The organism is Cupriavidus sp. H39, assembly GCF_050271075.1.
Lineage (GTDB): Bacteria > Pseudomonadota > Gammaproteobacteria > Burkholderiales > Burkholderiaceae > Cupriavidus > Cupriavidus necator_B.
In genome coordinates, this window is sequence record NZ_CP189848.1 from 527,848 (window position 1) to 550,163 (window position 22,316).

Below are 22,316 nucleotides of genomic sequence, written 5' to 3' on the forward strand. Positions count from 1 at the left end.
GCACAACGGTGCAGGCGCCGGCGCCGCCGTCATCGACAAGGAAGAAGAATGCTGAAGGGAGTATATCTGCAGCGTGCAGGGCGGGCCGCCTGGATCGCCCTTGCATGTGCATTGCTTGTCACGCCGGTCCACGCGCAGAAGCGCCCGCAAGCGGTGTCGCGCGCGCCGTCGACGGTGATCCCCAGCGATCCCGACGAGGCCTTCGCCGCGCTGCGCGAAGCCGCGCGCAAGAACGACGTCGAACGCGCCTACGCGATCTCGGCCACGCTGGTGGATTACCCGGTGCCGTCCTATGTCGAGTACTTCCGCATCAAGCCGCAGTTGTTCGACGCCAGCGGCCTGGCCCGCATCGATGCGCCGGACGACCAGGTACGCGTATTCCTGCAGCGCTACAAGGGCGACGCGATTGCCGACCGCATGCGCAATGACTGGCTGCTGGTGCTGGGCAAGAAGCGCGACTGGGCCAATTTCGACGTCGAGTATCCGCAGTTCGCGCTCAAGGACGATACCCAGGTCGAGTGCTATGCGCTGCTGTCGCGCGCGCTCAAGGGCCAGAACGTGGCCGCCGATGCGCGCAACGTGCTGAGCGATCCCAGGTACTACGGCGAGGGCTGTGTCGACCTGATCGGCTACCTGGCGCAGAGCCAGCAGATCCAGCGCAGCGACGTGGCCTTCCAGGCGCGCCTCGCGCTGGAGCAGAACTACCTCACGCTGGCCGCCAAGATCGCCGCGCTGCTGCCGGATGCGCGCATGGACGGCGATACCCTCGCCACCATCGTCAAGATGGCGCGCGCCGACCCGTCGCAGGCGGTGGCCTACCTCAGCACGGCGCAGGGCGCGCTGTCGCGCGACGAGCAGGGCGCGGCCTGGGGCGTGATTGGCCAGTTCGCGGCCAAGAAGCTGTTGCCCGAGGCGGCCGGCTACTACCGCCGCCAGATGGATCTGGGCGGCAACCAGTGGCTGTCCGACGACACGCAGGAATGGCGCGTGCGCGCCGCGCTGCGCCAGGGCGACTGGAAGCAGGTGCGCCAGGCGGTCGAGCTGATGCGCCCGGAGCTGCGCGCCAAGGACCCGGCCTGGATCTACTGGTACGGCCGCGCGCTCAAGGCCGACGGCCGCGACACCGAGGCCCAGCAGAACTTCCAGCAGATTGCGGGCCAGTTCAATTTCTACGGCCAGCTGGCCAGCGAGGAGCTGGGCAACCGCATCACGCTGCCGGCGCGCACCACCGTCAGCGACGCCGAGGCCATGGCGATGCGCGCGCGCCCCGGTTTTCAGCGCGCGCAGAAGTTCTACGCGATGAACCTGCGCTTCGAGGGCAACCGCGAGTGGAACTGGGAGCTGCGCAACATGAGCGACCGCGAGCTGCTGGCCGCGGCCGAATATGCGCGCCGCCTCGAGTTGCTGGACCGCACCGTCAACTCCGCCGACCGCACCCGCAACGAGCATGACTTCACGCTGCGCTTCCTGATGCCGTACCGCGACATCATGCAGCGCGCCACCGACGAGGTCGGCCTGGACATGGCATGGGTGTACGGCCTGATCCGCCAAGAGTCGCGCTTCATCATGAATGCGCGCTCGTCGGCCGGGGCCCACGGCCTGATGCAGGTGATGCCGGCCACGGCCAGGTATGTGGCGCGCAAGATCGGCATGAGCGACTTTTCGCCGTCGATGATGGCCGATCCCACCGTCAACATCCAGCTCGGCACCAATTACCTGAACATGGTGCTGACCGACCTGGACAGCTCCTGGACGCTGGCGTCGGCCGCGTACAACGCTGGCCCGGGCCGGCCCAAGGCCTGGCGCAGCACGCTGGCGCGGCCGGTGGAAGGCGCGATCTTTGCAGAGACCATCCCGTTCACGGAAACGCGCGGCTATGTGAAGAATGTGCTTTCCAACGCTACGTACTATGCTGCATTGATGAGTGGCCGGCCGCAGTCGCTGAAGTCGCGCCTGGGCACGGTCACGCCGTCGGCGGTGACTACCACCAGCCTGCCCTGAAGTCGTCTCTTTCCGCCCTTTGACCCCGTCAGGGCGGGCAAGACGGGCCCGCCGGCATTGCCCGGCGGGCAGATTTTCCCGGCACGGAGGCATCATGCAGACCAGCAACGTCCTCGTCATTGGTGGCGCCGGCTTCATCGGCAGCCATCTCGTCTCGCGCCTGGCCGGCGCCGCCTCGGCCTCCGGCGCGCCGCTGGAGCCCGGCGCCAACCCAGATTCCCCGATTGCCCCCGATCGCATCGTGGTCGGCACGCGCAATGTCGAGCATGCGCAGCACCTGCTGTTGCTGCCGCGCGTCGAGGTGGTGGAGCTGGGCCTGGCCGACAATGCCGCGCTGGATGACGCGATCGGCTCGCTTGGCGTGGACGGCATCGTCGTCAACCTGGTGGGCGTGCTGCATGGCGAGCGCGGCGAGCCTTACGGCGAGGCCTTTGCCAGCGCGCATGTGGAGCTGGTGCGGCAGATTGTGGCGTCATGCCTGTCCACGGGGGTGCGCCGGCTGTTGCATATGAGCGCGCTCGGCGCCGACAGCAACGGACCGTCGATGTACCTGCGCAGCAAGGGCGACGGCGAGCGTATCGTGCGCGCAAGCGGGCTCGACTGGACCATCTTCCGGCCGTCGGTGGTGTTCGGCCCCGACGACCATTTCCTGAACCTGTTCGCCCACATGCAGCAACTGGCGCCGGTGGTGCCGCTGGCGTGCGCGCATGCCCGCTTCCAGCCGGTGTTCGTGCAGGACGTGGTGCAGGCTTACCTGAACGCCATGGTGAATCCGGCCACCATCGGCCACGGTTATGAGCTCGGTGGGCCGCAGGTCTATACGCTGGAAGAGCTGGTGCGCTTTGCCGGGCGCGCCTCGGGCCATCCGCGCCCGGTGATCGCGCTGCCCGATGCGCTGGCGCGGGTGCAGGCCGCGGTCATGGAGCATATGCCGGGCGAACCGCTGCTGTCGCGCGACAACCTGGACTCGATGCAGCTCGACAATGTGCTGGAGCGCCCGATGGCGCCCGAACTGAACCTGCAGCCCGTGCACCTGGAGTCGGTCATGACCGACGCGCTGTCCGGGCGCAACCGCGATGCCGCGCTGACCCACATGCGCGCCAGCGTACACCGCTGAGACGCAGTCCAGGGCGCGGGCTATGTGACCGGATTTCATATCGGTTGCGAGCGCAATTCACTTTGACGCGGGCTGCCACGCTGGCAAAATGACAGGTCGGGCGCGCGCCGGCCACGCCATCCCGCGGGCCCTGCGCATGGGTCGCGACCCGCGACCGTGCCGCCTCTCCCTTCCGTTTCCTCCCCCAAGGACCCCACGATGAAGCTCGTCATCGGCAACAAGAACTATTCCTCCTGGTCGCTGCGCCCCTGGCTGCTGCTGCGCCAGGCCGGCATTGATTTCGAGGAAGTGCAGGTGCGCCTGTTCACCGGCAGCTTCGCCGCCGAGATTGCCCGCTACTCGCCCGCGGGCAAGGTGCCGGTGCTGGTCGACGGCGACGTCACCGTGTGGGATTCGCTGGCGATTTCCGAATACGTGGCCGAGCGCTTCCCCGAGCAGCAGCTGTGGCCCGCCGACCCGGCCGAGCGCGCGGTGGCGCGCGCGGTCTGCGCCGAGATGCACTCCGGCTTCGGCAACGTACGCAGCCAGCTGCCGATGAACGTGACCGCGGTGCTGCCCGGGCGCGGCTGGAACGTGGCGGTGCAGCGCGAGGTGGAGCGGATCGCCGCGATCTGGGACGGGCTGCGCAAGCAGCACGGCGCGCGCGGGCCGTTCCTGTTCGGCACGTTCACGGTGGCGGATGCGTTCTTTGCGCCGGTGGTGAGCCGCTTCGCCACCTATGGCATCCACTTGCCGGACGACACCGAAGACGCCAAGGCCTATGCCGATTTCATGCTGGCGCTGCCGGCGATGCAGCAATGGATTGCCGGCGCGCGCGAGGAGCGCGACTTCCTTGCCGACGACGAGCCGTACCGCCTGGCCCCCGATCGTGCCGATGCGATAATCGTCAATCACTAGCAATATCGCCGGCCCCCGGAGGCTGCTGCCCCGGAGCCGGCGCATGACGAGGCCACAACGATGCAGGTGTATGCCGTCGGCGGCGCGATCCGCGACGAACTGCTGGGCAAGCCCAGCCAGGACCGCGACTACGTGGTCGTCGGCGCGACCCCGGCCGAGATGGAAGCCGCCGGCTATCGCCCGGTGGGCAAGGACTTCCCGGTGTTCCTGCATCCGCGCACGCAGGAGGAATACGCGCTGGCGCGCACCGAGCGCAAGACCGCGATGGGCTACAAGGGCTTTGCCTTCTACTGCGAGCCCGATGTCACGCTGGAGGACGACCTGGTCCGGCGCGACCTGACCATCAACGCCATGGCGCGCGCGGTCGATGCCGACGGCAACCTGACCGGCCCCGTGATCGATCCGCACGGCGGCCAGCGCGACCTGGCCGCGCGCCTGTTCCGCCATGTCTCCGAGGCCTTCGCCGAGGACCCCGTGCGCATCCTGCGGCTGGCGCGCTTTGCCGCGCGCTTCCATGACTTCACCGTCGCCGCCGAGACCCTGCGCCTGATGCGCGAGATGGTCGCCGCCGGCGAGGTCGATGCGCTGGTGCCCGAGCGCGTGTGGCAGGAGCTGGCGCGCGGGCTGATGGAGGCAAGGCCGTCGCGCATGTTCGAGGTGCTGCGCGAATGCGGCGCGCTGGCGCGGCTGCTGCCGGAGCTGGAGCGGCTGTGGGGCGTGCCGCAGCGCGCCGACTTCCACCCCGAGGTCGATACCGGCGTGCACGTGATGATGGTGATCGACTGCGCCGCGGCGCTGGGCGCGCCGCTGCCGGTGCGCTTTGCCGCGCTGGTGCATGACCTGGGCAAGGGCACAACGCCCGAAGACGTGCTGCCGCGCCATATCGGCCACGAGATGCGCAGCGTCAGGCTGCTGGAAGCCGTCTGCGCGCGGCTGCGCGTGCCCAACGATTGCCGCGACCTGGCGGTGGTGGTGGCGCGCGAGCACGGCAACATCCACCGCTCGCTGGAGTTCAGCGCGGCCGCCCTGGTGCGGCTGCTGGAGCGCTGCGATGCGCTGCGCAAGCCCGGGCGCTTCGCCCAGGCGCTGCAAGCGTGTGAAGCCGACAAGCGCGGGCGCAAGGGCTTTGAAGCGAGCGCGTATCCGCAGGCGGCGCGCCTGCTGGCTGCGCTGGACGCCGCGGCGGCCGTCGACGCCGGCGCTATCGCGCGCGCCTGTGGCGACGATGTCAGCCAGATCCGCGACCGCATTCATGCGGCGCGCGTAGCCGCGGTGGCGCAGCGGCTCGGCAGCTAGGCAGGATGCCTCGCGCCGCGGCCGGTCCGCTGTAGAGGATCAGCAGCGCGCTGCGCCATCTTCCCGCCGTCATGCGCCGAGAAACAGCCGCCCGACCTCCGGATCCGCGCTGAGTTCGCCACCGGTTCCGGCCATGGCCAGCTGCCCGGCCACCAGGACATAGCCGAGGTCGGCGAATGCCAGTCCTTTGCGGGCGTTCTGTTCGACCAGGATGATGGTCTTGCCCGCCTCGTGCTGCAGCTGGCCAAGGAGTTCAAACACCAGGTCGATATAGCGTGGCTCCAGCCCGATCGAGGGCTCGTCCACCAGCAGCACGGCCGGATCCATCATCAGCGCGCGCAAGATTTCCAGCAGCCGGCGCTCCCCGCCCGAGAGCACGCTGGCGCGCTGGCCGCGCCGTTGCGCCAGCACGCCATGCTGCCGGAAGATGCGCTCGGCAGCCGCGGCCGCGTCCCGTGGGTGCGGCATCAGGTAGCCGCCCATCAGCAGGTTTTCCTCGACCGTCATGTCGGGGAAGATCGAACTTTCCTGCAGCACATAGGCCACGCCTGCCTGCCGCAGCTTCTGCTCGGCGTGCAGGTGAACCACCTGCGCGCCTGCCACGGCAATGGTCCCCGACATGACCCGGGCCAGCCCGTAGATGGCGCGCAGCACCGTCGACTTGCCCGCGCCGTTCGGGCCGATCAGGCACAGCGAGCCGCCGCGCGCCACGCGCAGGCTGAAGCCGTGCAGGATCTCCATGCCGCCATAGCCGGCGACCACGTTGTCCATGGCGACCATCGGCGCGCCGCCGGCCAGTTGCTCCAGTTGCGCGACGCCGGGCCGGGGGCGCGAGAGGGCGGCGGCGAGCGTGGCGGCCGGAGCGCTGGCGGCCCCCTGTGCCGCCGTGTGCGCGCTGCGCGTGGCGGTCACGGCTGTCCTCCGAGGTAGGCCTCGATCACGGCGCGGTTGGCCGTGATCTGCGCCGGCGGTCCCTGCGCCAGCACCTCGCCATGCGCCAGGCAGAAGATGTGGCCGGCCAGCTGCATGATGACCCGCATATTGTGTTCGATCACCAGCAGCGTGATGCCGAGCCGCGCGTTGATATCCCTGAGCAGCGCGATCAGGCTGTCGATCATCACCGGGTTCACGCCGGCGGTCGGCTCATCGAGCAGCAGCAGCCTGGGCTCGTTCATCAGGGCCATGCAGATCTCCAGCAACTTCTGCTGCCCGAACGACAGGTCCGCGCCGCGCTGGTCCGCGTGGTCCTGCAGGCCCGCCATGCGCAGGATCTGCCGGGCCCGTTCCGCCACCGCCGGCGGCTGCCGCGTGCACATCGCGGCGAGCCCTTCGTGGCTGTGCGGCACGCTGACCAGCAGGTTCTGCAGGCAGCTCATCTTGCCGAATACCCGGGTCTGCTGGAATGTGCGCGCGAGGCCCAGGCGTGCGATTTCGGGAACGCGCAGGCGCGAGATCTCGTGCCCGTCGAACCAGATCGAGCCGCCGTCGATGGGGTGGTAGCCGACGATGGCATTGAACAGCGTCGTCTTGCCCGAACCGTTTGGCCCGATCAGTCCCACGATGCCGCCGCGCGGCACCTGCAGGGAAACCTCATGGTTGGCGACGACCCCGCCAAAGCGCTTGGTGACGCCGCGCACCGCAAGCAGGTCGGTCATGGCGCGCCGCTCCCGCCCATGCGTCGGCGGTGCGCCCTGAAATCATGCAGCCAGCCCATGATGCCGGTCGGGAACAGCACCACGATCAGTACGATCAGCACGCCCAGCGCAACGCGCTGCCAGTTCAGCAGGTAAGTCCAGAACAACTCCTGGGTGAGGTGGAACAGCGCGGCGCCGAGCACCGGCCCCCATAGCGTGCCCTTGCCGCCCAGGATGGCCATCACCACCATCCACACGCCGAAGCTGGCACTGGCAAAGGCCAGCTCGCGCGGATCGATGAAGCCCACCAGGTTGCCCGTCAGTGCGCCCGCCATGCCCAGGAAGACCGCGCACAGGCACCAGGCCACAATCTTGTAGCGCGTGGTGTGCAGGCCGAGCGCCTCGGCCTTGTCCTCGTCGTCGCGGATGGCATTGAGCGCGAGGCCGAACGGGCGCGCATAGAGCCAGCGCAGCGTCAGCAGGGTCGCCACCGCCAGCACCAGCATCGCGTAGTAGAAGAACGGCTCGCGGCTGCCGGCGGCACCCGGGAACAGCGGCACCGTCATGCCCGATCCCGCGCCGATGAAATCCCAGCCGGCGGCGGCATCGGCGCAGGCGATGCCCAGGCCCAGCGTGCCGATGGCGAAGTAGTGGCCGCGCAGGCCCAGCATGGCGGGCCCCAGCGCCAGCGCTGCTACCACTGCCGCCAGCGCCGCCAGGCCCGTGCCCGCGGCCAGGCCGGCGAAATATCCGAGCCCGAAGTCGCGCTGCGCGACCGCGCAGACATAGGCGCCCACGCCGAAGAACACGATATTGCCGAAGGAGTTGTATCCCATCTGCCCGCCCATCACGTCCCAGGTCAGCGCGAACAGAACCATCAGCCAGAGGAAGGTCAGCTGCGTGGTGATGCCGGTGAACAGCCACGGCGCTGCCAGCGCGACCAGGCTGACCGCAAGCAGCGCCAGCCAGAGCACCGGGGTGGCTGCCGTGGCCGGAAACCCCGCTTCGGGCCGGCGCGCGCCGCGCAGGTGCGGCTTCATCGCAGATAGCCTCGCCGCCGGCGCAGCATCAGGTTGCGGCTCACCAGGATCGCCACCAGCAGGGCGTAGAGGAAGGCGGTCTGGTATTCGGTGCCGAGCAGGAAGCCGGCGTAATTCTCGGCCACGCCCAGCCCGGCCCCGGCGCCAAGCACCGGCAGCATGCTGCCCAGCCCGGCCACCACCACGATCATGAAGGCGCGCACGGTATAGGGCAGGCCCAGGTAGGGGTGGATGATCCAGGTCATGGCCACCAGGGCGCCAGCCGCGCCGCAGATGGCGGCATTGAGGGCAAAGGTGGCGGCGTAGATGCGATCGGCGTCCACCCCCAGAACGCGCGCCGCGCGCGCGTTCTGGGCGGTCGCCCGGATCGCCTGGCCGCGGCGGGTATGCCTGAGGAACAGCATCAGGCCGGCCCCCAGCGCCAGGGCGGCGACGAACGCCAGCAGCTTGATCTTCGGCACCACCAGTCCGCCCGGCAGGAACAGGCTGCCGAGGCCGGCATCGAGTGTGCGCACATTGGCGCCGAATGCCAGGTTGGCGAACTGCTGCAGCACGATGCTCAGGCCGAAGGTGGCCAGCACCGAGACAAAGAGATCGCGCTCGACCAGCCGGAAGATGACGATGCGATAGAGTCCCCAGCCCACCCAGTACATCGCCGCCGCGGCCACCGGCACGGCCAGCAGCGGCGGCACGCCCTTTTCCGCCAGCCAGATCACGATATAGCCGCCCAGCATCACCAGTTCACCCTGGGCCACGTTGATGAGGTTCATCACGCCCCAGACCAGCGCCATGCCGTAGGCGGCCAGCGCAAAGATCGCGCCGGCCAGCAGGCCATCCATCACGAGCTGCAGGTTCAGCCCGGGACTCTGGACGAGCACCGCGAGATCGGTCATAGGCTTCGGGCCGCGCCGCGGCCCCTATTTGCGCTGGGTCCAGGCGGGGGCCGGATAGATGACCTTGGACGATGCCCACTTGCCCGGCGCGACCACCTTGAACTTGCCGTCCTGCACCTGGTACAGCACCATCGACTTGGCAATGTTCTTGCCGCTCTGGTCGAACTTGAGCGGGCCGTAGAACGTCATCAGGTCGGTGGCGGCAAGCGCCTGGCGGACCTTTTCCGTATCGAGCGAGCCGGCGCGCTCGAAGGCGTCGGCGAAGGCCAGCACCGCGGCGCTCGATTCGGCCGCCTGGTATGGCGGGTCATAGCGGAATTCTTTCTCGAAGCGCTGCGCGTACTGGTCGGCCGTGCCGAACCAGCGGTCCTTGTAGCTCAGCGTGCGGTCCCATTGCGAGCCGCACACGGCGAATTCCGCGCTCTTGCCGAACTTCTCGATGATCTGCGCGGAGTCGCAGTGCGTCAGCGCCAGCATCGGCACGTCGATGCGCATCTCCGCCACCTGGCGCACCGCGAGCGCCGCGCCTTTCTCGTGGCCGGACACCACCAGGATGTCGGGCTTGAGCGCCTTCACCTTGGCCAGCGTGACCGACATGTCGTTGAGCTCGGGCGGCAGCTTGTCGTCGATCACCACCTGCATGCCCAGGCGTTTCGCATCCTCGGCCACGCCGTCGCGCACGTCCTGCGAGAAGTTGTCGTTCTCGATGGCGATCGCCACCTTCAGGGTCTTCGGTGACTTGCCGGCCTGGTGAGCTTGCTCGGCGGCAAGATTGATGGCGGCGCGCAGATAGTAGTCAGAGGTATTGAGCACCGCGAACATGTAGCGGTAGCCCTGCGTGAACAGGTTGCGGTCTGCGCCGTTGCCCTCGACCATCGGGATCCGGTACTTCTCCGTGACCGGGGCCATCGCCTTGGTGAGCCCCGAGCTGTAGGGGCCCAGCACGAACTTGACGCCGTCCTGGCTGATCAGCCGCTCCGCCAGCTGCGCACCGCGCGCCGAGGTGGATTCGTCGTCGTAGAAGAGGATCTTCAGCTGGTAGGCCTTGCCGCCGACCTTGACGCCGCCCATCTCGTTGATGCGCTTCACGGCAAGGTTGTAGCCGTCCTGCGTGTTCTTGCCATTGGTGGAGTACTTGCCGGTCAGCGAGACCGCGGCGCCGAGGACGATGGTGTCGGTCTCCGCCTTGGCTGCTCCGGGGAGCGACAGGGCCAAGCCAAGGCCAGCCAGGGCACAGAGGGCGGCATGGCGCATGCCGCCGGTGGTAGACCCTGGCCGGACACCGGTCAGAAAGCTGTGGGCGGATGCGGTTTTCATATCACCTCCTGACTCTCTCAAGATTAGGACTCATTTTTGAAAGGGAAAGGGCGGTATGAAACGAATCGATCACGCCATGATGGATATCGGGTTTTCCTTACGTTGAAACGGGGCCGTGCCACGCGACGGTGGTGAAACTGGCTGCCCCCGTGGCGCGCGCCTAAAGCAGCTTGCCGATCACCAGCGCCACCATCGACAGCAGGATCGTCGAGGCAAACGGCAGCACAAATTCGCGCCCGAACAGACGGAAACGCACGTCGCCCGGCAGCCGTCCCAGCCCGATCTTCTGCAGCCATGGCAACGCCGCGGACAGCACGATCACGCTGAAGAAGATGGTCAAGGTCCAGCGCAGCATGGCCGGCCTACAGCGCGTGGCAGCGGTCGCCGCGGGCAAAGCCGGCCAACGGTTCGCTGTCGTCCAGCCCGCGCGTGAGCGCGATCACCTTGAACAGTTCACCCATCTCGGCTTCGGACAGCAGCTTCTGCACCGCATTGGCCTGCGGCAGGAAGGCGCGTGCGTCGGACGGGTCCAGCGTCATCAGCAGGTCGGTGATGCCGGCGTTCATCAGGAAGCGCGCCTGCGAGGCAAAGCCCGCCACGGTCAGTCCGGTTTCGGCGGCGGCGTGCGCGATGCCGCTGAAGTTCACGTGCGCGGTGATGTCCTGCAGGCCGGGATACAGGAAGGGGTCGGGGTGCGCATGATGGCGGTAGTGGCACATCAGCGTGCCGCCGGCGCGCTGCGGATGGTAGTACTCGGCGCCGGGAAAGCCATAGTCGATGAAAAAGGCCGCGCCGCGCGCCAGCATGGCGCCGACCGCGCGCGTAAAGCCCTCGGCCTCGGCATGGGTCTCGGTGACCAGGTCGTGGTCGCCGGGGATGGCGCGCAAGGCCTCGGGCACGTCGGTAGCGGCCAGCGGGCGGTCTTCGAAGCGGAACGCGGTCGCGCCGCCATCCGGTACGCCGGCGCGCGCCACGCCGCGTTCATGCCAGTTGCCGCCATTGCGCGCATACAGCTGCACCGGCATTGCATCGAGCACTTCGTTGCCGACGATCACGCCTTCGAAGGCAACGGGCAGGGTATCGAGCCAGGTGACGCGCTCCGCCAGGTGCGGCGCGCGCCGGGCCAGCGTGTCCTGCTGGCGCGCGCGCAGTTCGCCCGATAGTTCGACGATGGCGTAGGTGTCGGGCAACTGGCCTTCCTGTTCGAGCCCGAGCAACAGGTCCGCCGCCAGCCGGCCGGTGCCGGCGCCGAATTCGAGCAGGCGCGGCAACCCCTGCGCCAGCAGCGGCGCGAACTGGCGCGCCAGCGTGCGGGCGAAGAAGGGGCTCAGTTCGGGGGCGGTGATGAAGTCGCTGCCGTCGCGGGCATCGCGCCCGAACTTGGCCGAGCCGCCGCTGTAATAGCCCAGGCCGGGCGCGTACAGCGCCAGCGCCATATAGCGGTCAAAGCCGATCCAGCCACCGGCCGCATCGATCGATTCGCCAATACGGGCCGCAAGGGTATCGGAAGCGGCCTGCGCGTCGGCGGGGGGAAGGGGTAAACTAGCGGCTTTCTGCATCCTGCGATTGTAGCAATGCCCGCATCCAAGATTCTCGCCGGCGAGACCGGTGCCCAGCCTGCCGTGGCCCGCGGCGTGGCGCTCGTGACCGGCGGCGCGCGCCGCCTGGGCCGCGCCATCGCGCTGGAACTCGCGGCGCAGGGCTGGGACGTGGCGGTGCACTGCCATCGCTCGGTCGACGAGGCCGAAGCCCTGGCCACGCAGATCCGCGCGCTGGGCCGCCGCGCCGCGGTGCTGCGCGCCGACCTGGCCGACGAGGCTGCCACCAGCCGCCTGGTGGCCGACTGCACCGCCGCGCTGGGCGTGCCCGCCTGCCTGGTCAACAATGCCTCGCTGTTCCAGTACGACGTGGCGACCAGCTTCTCGTATGCGTCGCTGGATACGCATATGCGCACCAACGTGGCCGCGCCGCTGCTGCTGGCGCGCGAACTGCACAAGGCGCTGGCCGCGTCCGCGGCTGCGGAAGGCGCGAACAAGGCCGCCGAGCCGCGCGGCGTGGTGATCAACCTGCTCGACCAGAAGCTGGACAACCTGAACCCCGACTTCCTCTCTTACACGCTGTCCAAGGCCGCGCTGCAGACCGCCACGGTGCAGCTGGCGCAGGCGCTGGCGCCGCGCCTGCGCGTGGTGGGCGTGGCTCCCGGCATCACGCTGGTGTCGGGCGAGCAGTCGGAGCAGAGCTTCCGCCGCGCGCACCGCGTGACGCCGCTGGGCCAGTCGTCCACGCCCGAGGACATCGCCCAGGCAGTGGCCTACCTGGCGCAGGCGCGCGCCGTGACCGGCACCACGCTGTATGTCGACGGTGGCCAGCACCTGATGCCGCTGGCGCGCGACGTGATGTTCCTGACCGAGTAAGCTGGAAGCCAGCCACCGAATACCCTAGTCATCTTGATGTGCCGCGCCCGCCGGGCGCGGCTTTCCATTTTTCTCTCCGCAGCCGCCCATGACCATGCTCGCCGCCCTTTCCCACCCCAGCCTGCAAGACTGCCGACGCATGTTCCTGCGCAACTATGAAGTGCAGATCAACATCGGCGTGCACGAATTCGAAAAGAAGGGCGAGCAGCGCGTGCTGATCAATATCGACCTGTTCGTACCGCTGGAGGAATGCACGCCGCAGGCCGACAAGCTCGACGAAGTGGTCGACTATGACTTCATGCGCAATACCGTGGCCGCGCGCATGGCGCAGGGTCACGTGCACCTGCAGGAAACGCTGTGCGACGACGTGGCCCGCGCCATGCTGAAGCATCCCAAGGTGCGCGCGGTGCGCGTGTCGACCGAGAAGCCCGACGTGTACCCGGATTGCGATTCGGTCGGGGTCGAGGTGTTCCATATCAAGCAGGCCTGAGCGGTCCTGCGGGCGTCCGCTGCAGCTAACGGACGCCTAAAGTAAAATGTTGCCCCTTCGCGCCGCGCCGGCCATTCCATCCGGCGGGCGCCACGCAACAGGATGCTCCATGAGCCACTCGAATAACTTTTATCGCCTCGAGACGAGGCTGCAATCGCAAACCGGCAAGGCCATCGGCGACTTCGGCATGATCGAGGACGGCGACACCGTGCTGGTCTGCATGAGTGGCGGCAAGGACTCGTACACCATGCTGTCGGTGCTGATGGCGCTGCAGAAGCGCGCGCCCATCAAGTTCAAGCTGATCGCGATGAACCTGGACCAGAAGCAGCCAGGCTTCCCGGAACACATCCTGCCGGCGTACCTGAAGTCGGTCGGCGTGGAATATGTGATCGTCGAGGCGGACACCTACTCGATCGTCAAGGAGAAGGTGCCCGAGGGCAAGACCACCTGCTCGCTGTGCTCGCGCCTGCGCCGCGGCGTGATCTACCGCACCGCCAAGGAGCTGGGCGCCAACAAGATTGCGCTGGGCCACCACCGCGACGACATCGTCAACACCTTCTTCCTGAACATGTTCTTCGGCGGCAAGATGAAGGCGATGCCGCCCAAGCTGGCTACCGACGATGGCGCGCATATCGTGATCCGCCCGCTGGCGTACTGCTCGGAGAAGGACATTGCCTCCTACGCGCGCGCGATGGAGTTCCCGATTATCCCGTGCAACCTGTGCGGCTCGCAGGAGAACCTGCAGCGCAAGAAGGTCAGCGAGATGCTGCAGGAATGGGAGCGCCAGAACCCGGGCCGCATCGACAATATCTTCTCGGCGCTGCGCAACGTGGTGCCGTCGCACCTGGCGGATACCGACCTGTTCCCGTTCACGGGGCTGGCGACCGGCCTGGCCAAGGTGGACGAGGCCTCACTGTTCGGCGAGACCACGTTCCAGCAGCAGCCGCTGATGTTCGCCGGCAGCGTCGAAGAAAACCGCATGGAGTTCGTGCGCTTCGAGCGCGCGCCCGCGGCGGAGCAGGCCGGCACCCAGTAAGACTGCCCCGGCAGCGCAAGCTTGCCGGGGGTTTTGCTCGCCGCTCCCGCGTGCGAGCGCATACACGGGCATTCCACCCGCCTAATTTGCCGCCGCCGCCGACTGCACCGGCGGATTCGCCTTTTCACGCATCAACGCATGGGTGTCGTCGATCCATTTCTGGAAGCGCTCCTGCGCGTGCGCCTTCTGTTGCGGCGTGGTCATGTTGGCAATCGCCACCGTCAGCGCGATGCCGGCGTTGTCGTTCGCCTGATGGCTGGCGGCGAGCCGGGCCGGCGGGTGCTGCCAGTACTCGCGGAAGCGGCGCAGCAGGTCGATCACCTGCGTCTTAGGCGGCTGCGTGGCCTGCACGTAGCGCACCATCTTGAGCCATTCCTGCTGCCGCGCCACACGCTCGGCATAGCGCGCCTCGGCGTTCTCCACTACCGGCCCCACCTTGGCGCGGATCGCCTTTTCCTGCTCGGCGGAGAAGCCGCCGTAGACCAGCCGGGCGTACTCCATCACCTTGTCGAAGCGTGCTTCCTCGCGCTCGGCCGGGTTTGCATTGAGGAATTTCTTGCGGTACTTGGCGTTGCCGTCGGCAAACTTCTTTTCCATGCGCGCGATCTGGTCGGGCGTGAGCGTCAGCAGCAAGTCCGCCATGTCGGGCATGGCCTGCTCGAAGGAGCGGCGCGCCAGCTCCTGCGACGCGTCCTGGAAGTGCTCGACGCGCGCCGCGCTGACGGGCTGGCGCACGTCCGCCTTGGCTTCCTGCAGCAAGCTGGCGATTTCCGGCAGCTGTGCCTTGCGATGCCAGGCGAAGAAGCGCGCGATGGCCTCGCGCGTGAGGGGTTCCTGGGCCGAGGTGACGTCGACATAATTGTCGATCCACCAGTACGCCAGCCGGTCTCCCTGCTGGTAGCCCAGTTTCATTGCGCTGCAGGCGCACAACGCCGCCGCGCCCAGAATCACCAAAATGCGCCGGGTCCAGCAATTGTGAAATTCCGAAACCGCGGTCCGTTGCGCAGAAAGCGCCATGTTAAAATCGGCGCGCATTGAAACCGGGCTGCCCCGCGAGCTGATCCGATGCCCGCCAGCCAAGGCCTGGCAAGGGTTTGCGGGAAGACGCGCAGGCCTGGCGGCAAGCTTCCGCCAGCGCCGGCAGCGCAGTTTGCCAAACACCGGCCCAAACACCCGGCCGGCGCTTTCCAGAATATTTTCGGACACACTCACTTAGGGGTCTCCTTGTGAATATCGTCATTCTCGCCGCGGGCATGGGCAAGCGGATGTATTCCGATTTGCCCAAGGTGCTGCACCCGGTAGCCGGGCGGCCCATGCTCGCGCATGTCCTGGATACGGCCCGTGCGCTGTCGCCGTCCCGGCTGGTGGTCGTGGTCGGCCACGGGGCCGATCGCGTGCGCGAGGCGGTCGCCGCTGACGATGTCGCCTTCGCCGAGCAGGCCCAGCAACTGGGCACGGGTCATGCGGTGATGCAGGCACTTCCCTTGTTGGACGACAACCACCCCACGTTGGTTCTCTACGGTGACGTGCCGCTCACCAGCGCAGCGACGCTGCAGGCGCTGGTGACCGAGGCCGGCGCGGAGCGCCTTGGCGTGCTCACCGTCGAGATGCCCGATCCCGCCGGTTATGGCCGCATCGTGCGCGACGCGGCGGGCAGCATCGTCCGCATCATCGAGCAAAAAGATGCGACGGAAGCCGAGCAAGCCATCCGCGAGATCAATACCGGCATTATCGTGTGCCCGACCGGCCACCTGCGCAAGTGGCTGTCGACGCTGCGCAACGACAACGCCCAGGGCGAGTACTACCTGACCGATACCGTCGAGCGCGCCGTCGCGGATGGCGTCGAGACCGTCTCGGCCCAGCCCGCGGCGGTCTGGGAGACGCTGGGCGTCAACAGCAAGCTGCAACTGGCCGAGGTCGAGCGCATTCACCAGGGCAACCAGGCCCGGCGCCTGCTCGAAGCCGGCGTGACGCTGCTGGACCCGGCCCGCATCGACGTGCGCGGCCAGCTGACCTGCGGGCGCGATGTCACCATCGACGTTGGCTGCGTGTTCGAGGGCCGCGTGCACCTGGAAGACGGCGTGCGCATCGGTGCGCATTGCGTGGTCCGCAACAGCACCGTCGGCGCCGGCGCGCAGGTGCACCCGTTCTGCCATATCGACGAGGCCAGGATCGGTCCGGCGGGCCGCATCGGGCCGTACGCGCGGCTGCGCCACGGCACCGAGCTGGGCGAGGACGTGCATATCGGCAACTTCGTCGAGGTGAAGAATGCACAGGTGGCGGCACACAGCAAGGCCAACCACCTGGCTTATGTGGGCGACGCCACGGTGGGGTCGCGCGTCAATATTGGCGCGGGTACCATCACCTGCAACTATGACGGGGTTAACAAGCACCGCACCGTGATCGAGGACGATGTCTTCATCGGTTCCGACACGCAGCTGGTGGCGCCGGTGACGGTGCGACGCGGCGCCACGCTGGGCGCCGGCACCACGCTCACCAAGGAGGCCCCGGCCGACAAGCTGACGCTGTCGCGGGCCAAGCAGCTGACCATCGACGCCTGGCAGCGTCCGGTCAAGCAGCCGAAGCAGTAAGCAGCAGGAAGCTCAAGCGCCGCCCGCGCAGGGTGGCGCCACAGGATTCATACCGGCGCCAGTGGCCTGCGGGCAGGCGCCAGCAAAACGGGGGTTCAGCATGTGTGGCATCGTCGGCGCGGTTTCCACGCGCAATATCGTTCCGGTCCTGATCGAAGGGCTGCGCCGCCTCGAGTATCGCGGCTATGACTCGTGCGGCGTTGCCGTCGTGCGCGACGATGCGGTCGAGCGCGCACGCACCGTGTCGCGCGTCGCCGACCTGGACGCGCAGACGCAGGCGTCCGGCCTGTCCGGCTTTACCGGCGTGGCGCATACGCGCTGGGCCACGCATGGCAAGCCCGACACCGTCAACGCCCACCCGCACCTGTCGGGCGAGACCATCGCGCTGGTGCACAACGGCATCATCGAGAACTACGAGCCGCTGCGCGAAGAGTTGCGCGCGGTGGGCTACGGCTTCGAGTCGCAGACCGATACCGAGGTGGTTGCCCACCTGATCCACCAGGCCTACAGCTATCCCAGCAGCGCCACGCGCGGCGACCTGTTCGCCTCGGTGCGCGCGGTCACCAAGCGCCTGCACGGCGCCTACGCCATCGCGGTGTTCGCCAAGGACCAGCCGGGCCGCGTGGTCGGCGCGCGCGCCGGCTCGCCGCTGGTGGTGGCGCTGGGCGAGAACGAGTCCTTCCTGGCGTCCGACGCGCTCGCCGTGGCCGGCACCGCCAACCGCATCATCTACCTGGAAGAGGGCGATGTGGTCGAGATCACGCTGGACGGCGTGACCATCCACGACGCCGACGACCACCCGGTCGAGCGTGAAGCGCGCCTAGTCGAAGCCCATGCCGCCTCGGTGGACCTGGGACCGTACCGCCACTTCATGCAGAAGGAAATCTTCGAGCAGCCGCGCGCGCTGGGCGACACCCTCGAAGGCGTCGAAGGCCTGTCGCCGGACCTGTTCGGCAACAACGCCGCCGAGGTCTTCGCCGGCATCGACAGCGTGCTGATCCTGGCGTGCGGCACCAGCTACTATTCCGGCTGCACCGCCAAGTACTGGCTCGAAAGCATCGCGAAGATCCCGACCCAGGTCGAGGTCGCCAGCGAATACCGCTACCGCGACACCGTGCCCAACCCGCGCGCGCTGGTGGTGGTGATCTCGCAATCCGGCGAAACCGCCGACACCATGGCCGCGCTGCGCCATGCCCGCGCGCTCGGCCACGTGCATACGCTGGCAGTGTGCAACGTCGCCACCAGCGCCATGGTGCGCGAGACCGAGCTGCGCTTCCTCACCCGCGCCGGCACCGAGATCGGCGTGGCCTCGACCAAGGCCTTCACCACGCAGCTGGCAGCGCTCTACATGCTGACGCTGTCGCTGGCCAAGACCCGCGGCCTGCTGACCGACGAGGCCGAGGCCCAGGCGCTGACCAACCTGCGCCACCTGCCGGCCGCGCTGCACGGCGTGCTGGCGCTGGAGCCGCAGATCATCGCGTGGTCGGAAGACTTTGCCCGTCGCGAGAACGCGCTGTTCCTCGGCCGCGGCCTGCATTACCCGATCGCGCTGGAGGGCGCGCTCAAGCTCAAGGAAATCTCGTACATCCACGCCGAGGCCTATCCGGCGGGCGAACTCAAGCACGGCCCGCTGGCGCTGGTCACCGAAGCCATGCCGGTGGTCACCGTCGCGCCCAACGACGCGCTGCTGGAAAAGCTCAAGTCCAACATCCAGGAAGTGCGTGCCCGCGGCGGCCGCCTGTACGTATTTGCCGACAGCGATACGCAGATCCAGTCGTCCGACGGCATCCAGGTGATCCGCATGCCCGAGCACTACGGCGATCTCTCGCCGATCCTGCACGTGGTGCCGCTGCAGCTGCTGGCGTATCACACGGCCTGCGCGCGAGGGACCGACGTCGACAAGCCGCGCAACCTGGCGAAGTCGGTGACGGTGGAGTAAGGCGTCAAATCCAGCCTGGCCGGCGCGCTGCGCTGGCACCAATGCAAAGAGGCCCTGCGGGGCCTCTTTGCATTGGTGCCCGGATCCTCCGCGGTCATGCCACCGTCAGCAGAAACGCGCGCGCCATTTCCATATCGAGCCGCCGCTCCGACAGCGCGAAGGTGCTCTCGCGGTTGATCAGCGCATACAGCAGCGTGCCGGCCAGCGCCTGGTGCGCGAAGCGGATGCGCAATTCCAGTTCCGGCGAGGGGCCGGCCGGGTGCAGCCGCGCCAGGCGGGTTGCCAGGTCGATCATGTACTGGCGGTTGAGCTGGCGGATCGGGTCCTCGCCGGTGGTCGCGCGGGCCACCAGCGAGGCGCGCAGCACCCCTTCATTGCGGTAGGCCCAGACGCGGCTGCCGCGCGCCAGCGTGTGCACCGCGTCTTCCAGCGTGGTGGGCGTGTGGTCGAGCTGTGCCAGGCGCGCCGCCATGGCGCGGCGCAATGTGGCCAGCGCCAGGGTTTGCAGCGCCTTGAAATAGCTGTCCTTGCCGTCGAAGCGGCTGTAGAAGGCGCCGGTGGTGACGCCGGCGTGGGCGCAGATCTCGTGGATCGAGACCTGCTCCAGCGTGCGCTCGCGCAACAGCCGCCGGCCCGCCGCGAGCAGCGCCTGGGTGGTGCGCAGGCCGCGCGAATAGCGCGGCACGGCATAGCCCGCGTGGCCTTCCAGCGCGATCAGCTTTTCTTTCATGACGACCCCGATCCCTGGCGGAAGCGCTTCCGCGTGCCCCTGTTTGTCCGTGTTTTTACCGATGTCATGAACTGTATCAGGCCACCATACTCGGCAAAAACATAATTCAGATTATCAATTAAGCGGTGCCGTGGCCATGCGGGACTGCCCGGAGACCGATGCATACACCCACGTCCCCCGAAGCGGAATCCGGCTTGCTGGCCGGCCTTCGCCGCGTCATTTCCCGCGAGTTTCCGGGGGCCGGGGCCGAGCCTGGCATCAGCGGGCTGCGCCGCCTGTCCGGCGGCGCCAGCCAGGAAACCTGGTCGTTCACGCTGGCCGGGCCGCACGGGCCGGAGCCGCTGATCCTGCGGCGCGATCCGGGCGCGGGGGCGCGGCCCGCGGCGGGGGTGTCGATGGTGCAGGCGGGCATGGCGGCCGAGGCGGCGTTGTTGCGGCTGGTCGGCGCGGCTGGTGTGCCGGTGCCGGTGGTGCGGGCGGTGCTGGCGCCCCAAGATGGCATTGGCGCAGGCTTCGTCATGGACTACATCGAAGGCGAGACGCTGGGCGGGCGCATCGTGCGCGAGCCGCGGCTGGCGCGGGCGCGCGAACGGCTGGCCTACCAGTGTGGCCAGGCGCTGGCCGCGATCCATGGCATCGACCGCGCCACGCTGCCGCCGCTGCGCGAGAGCAACGCCGCGGCCGAGGTGGAGGGCTACCTGCGGCGCTATCGGGCGGCTGGCGAGCAGCGGCCGGTGTTCGAGCTGGCGTTCCGCTGGCTGAAGCGCCATGCGCCGGCAACGGGGCGCACCACGCTGGTCCATGGCGACTTCCGCAACGGCAACCTGATGGTCGACGAAGCCGGCCTGCGCGCGGTGCTCGACTGGGAGCTGGCCCATGTGGGCGACCCCATGACCGACCTCGGCTGGCTGTGCGTGAATTCCTGGCGCTTTGGCCGCACCGGCCTGCCGGTGGGTGGCTTTGGCACGCGCGCGCAGCTGTTTGCCGGCTATGCCGACGCGGGCGGCATGGTCGATGCGGAGCGCGTGCGCTTCTGGGAGATCTTTGGCGTGCTGAAGTGGGGCGTGGCCTGCCAGACCATGTCGCGCCCGCCGGAGGGCGGCGGCCCCCGCAGCGTGGAGCGGGCCGCGATCGGCCGGCGCAGTTCCGAAACCGAGATCGACCTGCTCAACCTGCTGCTGCCGCGCAATGCAGCCCCGGCCTACGGAAGCTGACCATGCAAGACACTCCCCATGCCGCGGAACTGATCGACGCAGTGACCGCGTTCCTGCGCGACACGGCAATCCCCAACCTGAGCGGCCGCGCGGCCTTCGACGCGCGCGTCGCCGCCAATGTGCTCGACATCGTCGCGCGCGAGCTGCGCCTGGCCCCCGCGGCGCACGCCGCCGAGCATGAACGCCTGCGTGCCCTGCTGGGCCGCGACGGCACGCTGGCCGAACAGAACCAGCGCCTGTGCGAGGGCATCGCCAGCGGCCGCTTCGATGCCGCCACGCCGGGGCTTGCCGCTCACCTGTGGGCGGTCACGCTGGCCAAGCTCGCCGTCGACCAGCCCGGGTACAGCAGCTATCGCCAGATTGTCGATCCTGTGGAGACGCTTCCATGAATTTCCAGTTGCCGGCCGAGCTGACGGCCTACCTGGCCGAGCTCGATGCCTTTATCGAAGCCGAGATCGCCCCGCTGCAGGCCGAGCACGACAACCAGCGGTTCTTTGACCATCGCCGCGAATGGGCCCGCACCGACTTCGACAACCAGGGCCTGCCGCGCCCGGAATGGGAGGCGCTGCTGGCCGAAGCGCGCCGCCGTGCCGACCGCGCCGGCCACCTGCGCTTCGCCCTGCCCGCGGAGTATGGCGGCCGCGATGGCGGCAACCTGTGGATGGCCGTGATCCGCGAACACCTGGCGGCCAAGGGCCTGGGTTTGCACAACGACCTGCAGAACGAGCATTCGATCGTCGGCAACAAGCCCTTCGTGCTGGTGCTGCGCGATTTCGGCAACGACGTGCAACGCGCCACGCTGATCCCCGGCATGCTGGACGAGACCGTCAAGCTGAGCTTCGGCCTGACCGAGCCGGAGCACGGCTCGGACGCCACGCACATGGCCACACGCGCGCGCCCCGAGCAACGCGGCGGCCGCGGCGGCTGGCGCATCGACGGCGAGAAGATGTGGACTACCGGCCTGCACACCGCCACGCACGTGGTGCTGTTTGCGCGCACCAGTGGCGAGAATGGCGATGCCCGCGGCATCACCGCGTTCCTGGTGCCGGCGCACAGCGAAGGCGTGCGCGTGGAAGAGTACCTGTGGACCTTCAACATGCCGACCGACCACCCGCGCGTGAGTTTCAGCGGGGTCTGGGTGCCGGACGAGGCCGTGCTGGGGCAGCCCGGCGCGGGCCTCGCCATCGCCCAGCACTTCGTGCACGAGAACCGCATCCGCCAGGCCGCGGCGAGCCTGGGCGCGGCGGACTACTGCATCCGCGAGAGCGTGAAGTATGCGCGCCAGCGCAAGCCCTTCGGCCAGGAGCTGGCGCGCAACCAGGGCATCCAGTTCCCGCTGGTGGAACTGGCCACGCGCGCCGAGATGCTGCGCGCTTTCATCCGCCAGACCGCGTGGCAGATGGACCAGATGCCGAAGCGCGAGGTCGAGAAACGCCTGTCGGACAAGGTCTCGATGTGCAACTACAGCGCCAACCGCCTGTGCTGCGAGGCCGCCGACACGGCGATGCAGGTGCACGGCGGGCTGGGCTATTCGCGCCACAAGCCGTTCGAGCATATCTACCGCCACCATCGCCGCTACCGCATCACCGAGGGCTCGGACGAGATCCAGATGCGCAAGGTCGGCGCCTACCTGTTCGGCTATATCGGCCGCGACGGCGCCGGGCCGGCGCGCCACTGAAGGCGAAACCCCCGATGCCCGCCGCGGCG

The 22,316-nt window shown here is 68.4% G+C and carries 21 protein-coding genes; 12 read left to right on the forward strand and 9 right to left on the reverse strand.

The features are described from left to right. The first annotated feature begins 48 nt into the window (after positions 1-48). The 4 genes from ACOCMH_RS17885 to ACOCMH_RS17900 all read left to right on the forward strand — a co-directional run bounded on the left by ACOCMH_RS17885 (position 49) and on the right by ACOCMH_RS17900 (position 5,311). On the forward strand, positions 49-2,001 hold the full coding sequence (locus ACOCMH_RS17885) for a transglycosylase SLT domain-containing protein (protein ID WP_427312343.1): 1,953 nt from the start codon (positions 49-51) through the stop codon (positions 1,999-2,001). A gap of 94 nt (positions 2,002-2,095) precedes the next feature. Beyond that, on the forward strand, positions 2,096-3,118 hold the full coding sequence (locus tag ACOCMH_RS17890) for a complex I NDUFA9 subunit family protein (protein ID WP_427312344.1): 1,023 nt from the start codon (positions 2,096-2,098) through the stop codon (positions 3,116-3,118). 198 nt (positions 3,119-3,316) lie between these two features. Further along, positions 3,317-4,015 (forward strand): glutathione S-transferase family protein, encoded by a 699-nt coding sequence (locus tag ACOCMH_RS17895; protein WP_427312345.1) that lies wholly within the window; start codon positions 3,317-3,319, stop codon positions 4,013-4,015. 60 nt (positions 4,016-4,075) lie between these two features. Next, on the forward strand, positions 4,076-5,311 hold the full coding sequence (locus ACOCMH_RS17900) for a multifunctional CCA addition/repair protein (protein ID WP_427312346.1): 1,236 nt from the start codon (positions 4,076-4,078) through the stop codon (positions 5,309-5,311). 69 nt (positions 5,312-5,380) lie between these two features. Here ACOCMH_RS17900 and ACOCMH_RS17905 read toward each other — a convergent pair whose 3' ends face one another. From ACOCMH_RS17905 to ACOCMH_RS17935, 7 genes are all read right to left on the reverse strand, one after another. Then, the gene (locus tag ACOCMH_RS17905; RefSeq protein ID WP_427312347.1) at positions 5,381-6,223 is read right to left on the reverse strand and encodes an ABC transporter ATP-binding protein; all 843 of its coding nucleotides are present in this window, start codon (positions 6,221-6,223) and stop codon (positions 5,381-5,383) included. Next, a complete protein-coding gene (locus tag ACOCMH_RS17910; RefSeq protein WP_427312348.1) occupies positions 6,220-6,966 on the reverse strand; it encodes an ABC transporter ATP-binding protein in 747 nt (248 codons plus the stop codon). Before ACOCMH_RS17910 ends, ACOCMH_RS17905 begins: the two co-directional genes overlap by 4 nt. After that, the gene (locus ACOCMH_RS17915) at positions 6,963-7,985 is read right to left on the reverse strand and encodes a branched-chain amino acid ABC transporter permease (protein ID WP_427312349.1); all 1,023 of its coding nucleotides are present in this window, start codon (positions 7,983-7,985) and stop codon (positions 6,963-6,965) included. The genes ACOCMH_RS17910 and ACOCMH_RS17915 overlap by 4 nt, the downstream gene beginning before the upstream one ends. Beyond that, on the reverse strand, positions 7,982-8,878 hold the full coding sequence (locus ACOCMH_RS17920; protein WP_427312350.1) for a branched-chain amino acid ABC transporter permease: 897 nt from the start codon (positions 8,876-8,878) through the stop codon (positions 7,982-7,984). Before ACOCMH_RS17920 ends, ACOCMH_RS17915 begins: the two co-directional genes overlap by 4 nt. Before the next feature lie 24 nt (positions 8,879-8,902). Then, positions 8,903-10,195 carry an amino acid ABC transporter substrate-binding protein gene (locus tag ACOCMH_RS17925; protein WP_427312351.1) on the reverse strand — a complete coding sequence of 431 codons (1,293 nt, stop codon included), beginning with the start codon at positions 10,193-10,195 and terminating at the stop codon, positions 8,903-8,905. Positions 10,196-10,355: 160 nt separating this feature from the next. Beyond that, positions 10,356-10,550, reverse strand: a complete 195-nt coding sequence (locus ACOCMH_RS17930; RefSeq protein ID WP_171514407.1) for a DUF2905 domain-containing protein — start codon at positions 10,548-10,550, stop codon at positions 10,356-10,358. A gap of 7 nt (positions 10,551-10,557) precedes the next feature. Then, the gene (locus ACOCMH_RS17935; RefSeq protein WP_427312352.1) at positions 10,558-11,754 is read right to left on the reverse strand and encodes a class I SAM-dependent methyltransferase; all 1,197 of its coding nucleotides are present in this window, start codon (positions 11,752-11,754) and stop codon (positions 10,558-10,560) included. A 15-nt stretch (positions 11,755-11,769) separates the two neighbouring features. Here ACOCMH_RS17935 and ACOCMH_RS17940 point away from each other — a divergent pair, with 15 nt between their 5' ends. The 3 genes from ACOCMH_RS17940 to ttcA all read left to right on the forward strand — a co-directional run bounded on the left by ACOCMH_RS17940 (position 11,770) and on the right by ttcA (position 14,135). After that, on the forward strand, positions 11,770-12,609 hold the full coding sequence (locus tag ACOCMH_RS17940) for an SDR family oxidoreductase (RefSeq protein ID WP_427312353.1): 840 nt from the start codon (positions 11,770-11,772) through the stop codon (positions 12,607-12,609). 88 nt (positions 12,610-12,697) lie between these two features. Beyond that, complete coding sequence (locus ACOCMH_RS17945) at positions 12,698-13,099, forward strand: dihydroneopterin aldolase (RefSeq protein WP_082818824.1); 402 nt, start codon at positions 12,698-12,700, stop codon at positions 13,097-13,099. Between the two features lie 109 nt (positions 13,100-13,208). After that, complete coding sequence (gene ttcA, locus ACOCMH_RS17950; RefSeq protein ID WP_427312354.1) at positions 13,209-14,135, forward strand: tRNA 2-thiocytidine(32) synthetase TtcA; 927 nt, start codon at positions 13,209-13,211, stop codon at positions 14,133-14,135. An 81-nt stretch (positions 14,136-14,216) separates the two neighbouring features. On the opposite strand, the gene ACOCMH_RS17955 is transcribed toward ttcA, so the two are convergent. Then, positions 14,217-15,047: a DUF6279 family lipoprotein gene (locus ACOCMH_RS17955; protein ID WP_427312355.1), complete on the reverse strand. Its 831-nt coding sequence runs from the start codon at positions 15,045-15,047 to the stop codon at positions 14,217-14,219. Between the two features lie 314 nt (positions 15,048-15,361). Here ACOCMH_RS17955 and glmU point away from each other — a divergent pair, with 314 nt between their 5' ends. Together glmU and glmS are read left to right on the forward strand one after the other, a co-directional pair. Next, on the forward strand, positions 15,362-16,726 hold the full coding sequence (gene glmU, locus ACOCMH_RS17960) for a bifunctional UDP-N-acetylglucosamine diphosphorylase/glucosamine-1-phosphate N-acetyltransferase GlmU (RefSeq protein WP_427312356.1): 1,365 nt from the start codon (positions 15,362-15,364) through the stop codon (positions 16,724-16,726). A gap of 100 nt (positions 16,727-16,826) precedes the next feature. Continuing rightward, positions 16,827-18,665 carry a glutamine--fructose-6-phosphate transaminase (isomerizing) gene (glmS, locus tag ACOCMH_RS17965; RefSeq protein WP_427312357.1) on the forward strand — a complete coding sequence of 613 codons (1,839 nt, stop codon included), beginning with the start codon at positions 16,827-16,829 and terminating at the stop codon, positions 18,663-18,665. A gap of 94 nt (positions 18,666-18,759) precedes the next feature. On the opposite strand, the gene ACOCMH_RS17970 is transcribed toward glmS, so the two are convergent. Further along, positions 18,760-19,395 (reverse strand): TetR/AcrR family transcriptional regulator, encoded by a 636-nt coding sequence (locus ACOCMH_RS17970; RefSeq protein ID WP_427312358.1) that lies wholly within the window; start codon positions 19,393-19,395, stop codon positions 18,760-18,762. A gap of 158 nt (positions 19,396-19,553) precedes the next feature. Between ACOCMH_RS17970 and ACOCMH_RS17975 the strand changes: the two genes are divergently transcribed. The 3 genes from ACOCMH_RS17975 to ACOCMH_RS17985 are packed head-to-tail and all read left to right on the forward strand — an operon-like array spanning position 19,554 to position 22,287. Continuing rightward, on the forward strand, positions 19,554-20,609 hold the full coding sequence (locus tag ACOCMH_RS17975; RefSeq protein ID WP_427312359.1) for a phosphotransferase family protein: 1,056 nt from the start codon (positions 19,554-19,556) through the stop codon (positions 20,607-20,609). Between the two features lie 2 nt (positions 20,610-20,611). Further along, positions 20,612-20,998, forward strand: a complete 387-nt coding sequence (locus tag ACOCMH_RS17980; RefSeq protein WP_427312360.1) for a DUF6285 domain-containing protein — start codon at positions 20,612-20,614, stop codon at positions 20,996-20,998. After that, positions 20,995-22,287 (forward strand): acyl-CoA dehydrogenase family protein, encoded by a 1,293-nt coding sequence (locus ACOCMH_RS17985; RefSeq protein ID WP_427312361.1) that lies wholly within the window; start codon positions 20,995-20,997, stop codon positions 22,285-22,287. The genes ACOCMH_RS17980 and ACOCMH_RS17985 overlap by 4 nt, the downstream gene beginning before the upstream one ends. Positions 22,288-22,316 lie beyond the last annotated feature (29 nt).

What these genes read in the sequence shown, in the direction of transcription:
- ACOCMH_RS17895 (WP_427312345.1), top strand. Translation starts at nt 3,317, where the DNA reads ATGAAGCTCGTCATCGGCAACAAGAACTATTCCTCCTGGTCGCTGCGC.
- ACOCMH_RS17975 (WP_427312359.1), top strand. Translation starts at nt 19,554, where the DNA reads ATGCATACACCCACGTCCCCCGAAGCGGAATCCGGCTTGCTGGCCGGC.
- ACOCMH_RS17910 (WP_427312348.1), bottom strand. Translation starts at nt 6,966, where the DNA reads ATGACCGACCTGCTTGCGGTGCGCGGCGTCACCAAGCGCTTTGGCGGG.
- ACOCMH_RS17920 (WP_427312350.1), bottom strand. Translation starts at nt 8,878, where the DNA reads ATGACCGATCTCGCGGTGCTCGTCCAGAGTCCCGGGCTGAACCTGCAG.
- ACOCMH_RS17890 (WP_427312344.1), top strand. Translation starts at nt 2,096, where the DNA reads ATGCAGACCAGCAACGTCCTCGTCATTGGTGGCGCCGGCTTCATCGGC.
- ACOCMH_RS17930 (WP_171514407.1), bottom strand. Translation starts at nt 10,550, where the DNA reads ATGCTGCGCTGGACCTTGACCATCTTCTTCAGCGTGATCGTGCTGTCC.
- glmS (WP_427312357.1), top strand. Translation starts at nt 16,827, where the DNA reads ATGTGTGGCATCGTCGGCGCGGTTTCCACGCGCAATATCGTTCCGGTC.
- ACOCMH_RS17985 (WP_427312361.1), top strand. Translation starts at nt 20,995, where the DNA reads ATGAATTTCCAGTTGCCGGCCGAGCTGACGGCCTACCTGGCCGAGCTC.
- ACOCMH_RS17885 (WP_427312343.1), top strand. Translation starts at nt 49, where the DNA reads ATGCTGAAGGGAGTATATCTGCAGCGTGCAGGGCGGGCCGCCTGGATC.
- ttcA (WP_427312354.1), top strand. Translation starts at nt 13,209, where the DNA reads ATGAGCCACTCGAATAACTTTTATCGCCTCGAGACGAGGCTGCAATCG.
- ACOCMH_RS17900 (WP_427312346.1), top strand. Translation starts at nt 4,076, where the DNA reads ATGCAGGTGTATGCCGTCGGCGGCGCGATCCGCGACGAACTGCTGGGC.
- ACOCMH_RS17945 (WP_082818824.1), top strand. Translation starts at nt 12,698, where the DNA reads ATGACCATGCTCGCCGCCCTTTCCCACCCCAGCCTGCAAGACTGCCGA.
- ACOCMH_RS17970 (WP_427312358.1), bottom strand. Translation starts at nt 19,395, where the DNA reads ATGAAAGAAAAGCTGATCGCGCTGGAAGGCCACGCGGGCTATGCCGTG.
- ACOCMH_RS17935 (WP_427312352.1), bottom strand. Translation starts at nt 11,754, where the DNA reads ATGCAGAAAGCCGCTAGTTTACCCCTTCCCCCCGCCGACGCGCAGGCC.
- ACOCMH_RS17915 (WP_427312349.1), bottom strand. Translation starts at nt 7,985, where the DNA reads ATGAAGCCGCACCTGCGCGGCGCGCGCCGGCCCGAAGCGGGGTTTCCG.
- ACOCMH_RS17955 (WP_427312355.1), bottom strand. Translation starts at nt 15,047, where the DNA reads ATGAAACTGGGCTACCAGCAGGGAGACCGGCTGGCGTACTGGTGGATC.
- ACOCMH_RS17980 (WP_427312360.1), top strand. Translation starts at nt 20,612, where the DNA reads ATGCAAGACACTCCCCATGCCGCGGAACTGATCGACGCAGTGACCGCG.
- ACOCMH_RS17940 (WP_427312353.1), top strand. Translation starts at nt 11,770, where the DNA reads ATGCCCGCATCCAAGATTCTCGCCGGCGAGACCGGTGCCCAGCCTGCC.
- ACOCMH_RS17925 (WP_427312351.1), bottom strand. Translation starts at nt 10,195, where the DNA reads ATGAAAACCGCATCCGCCCACAGCTTTCTGACCGGTGTCCGGCCAGGG.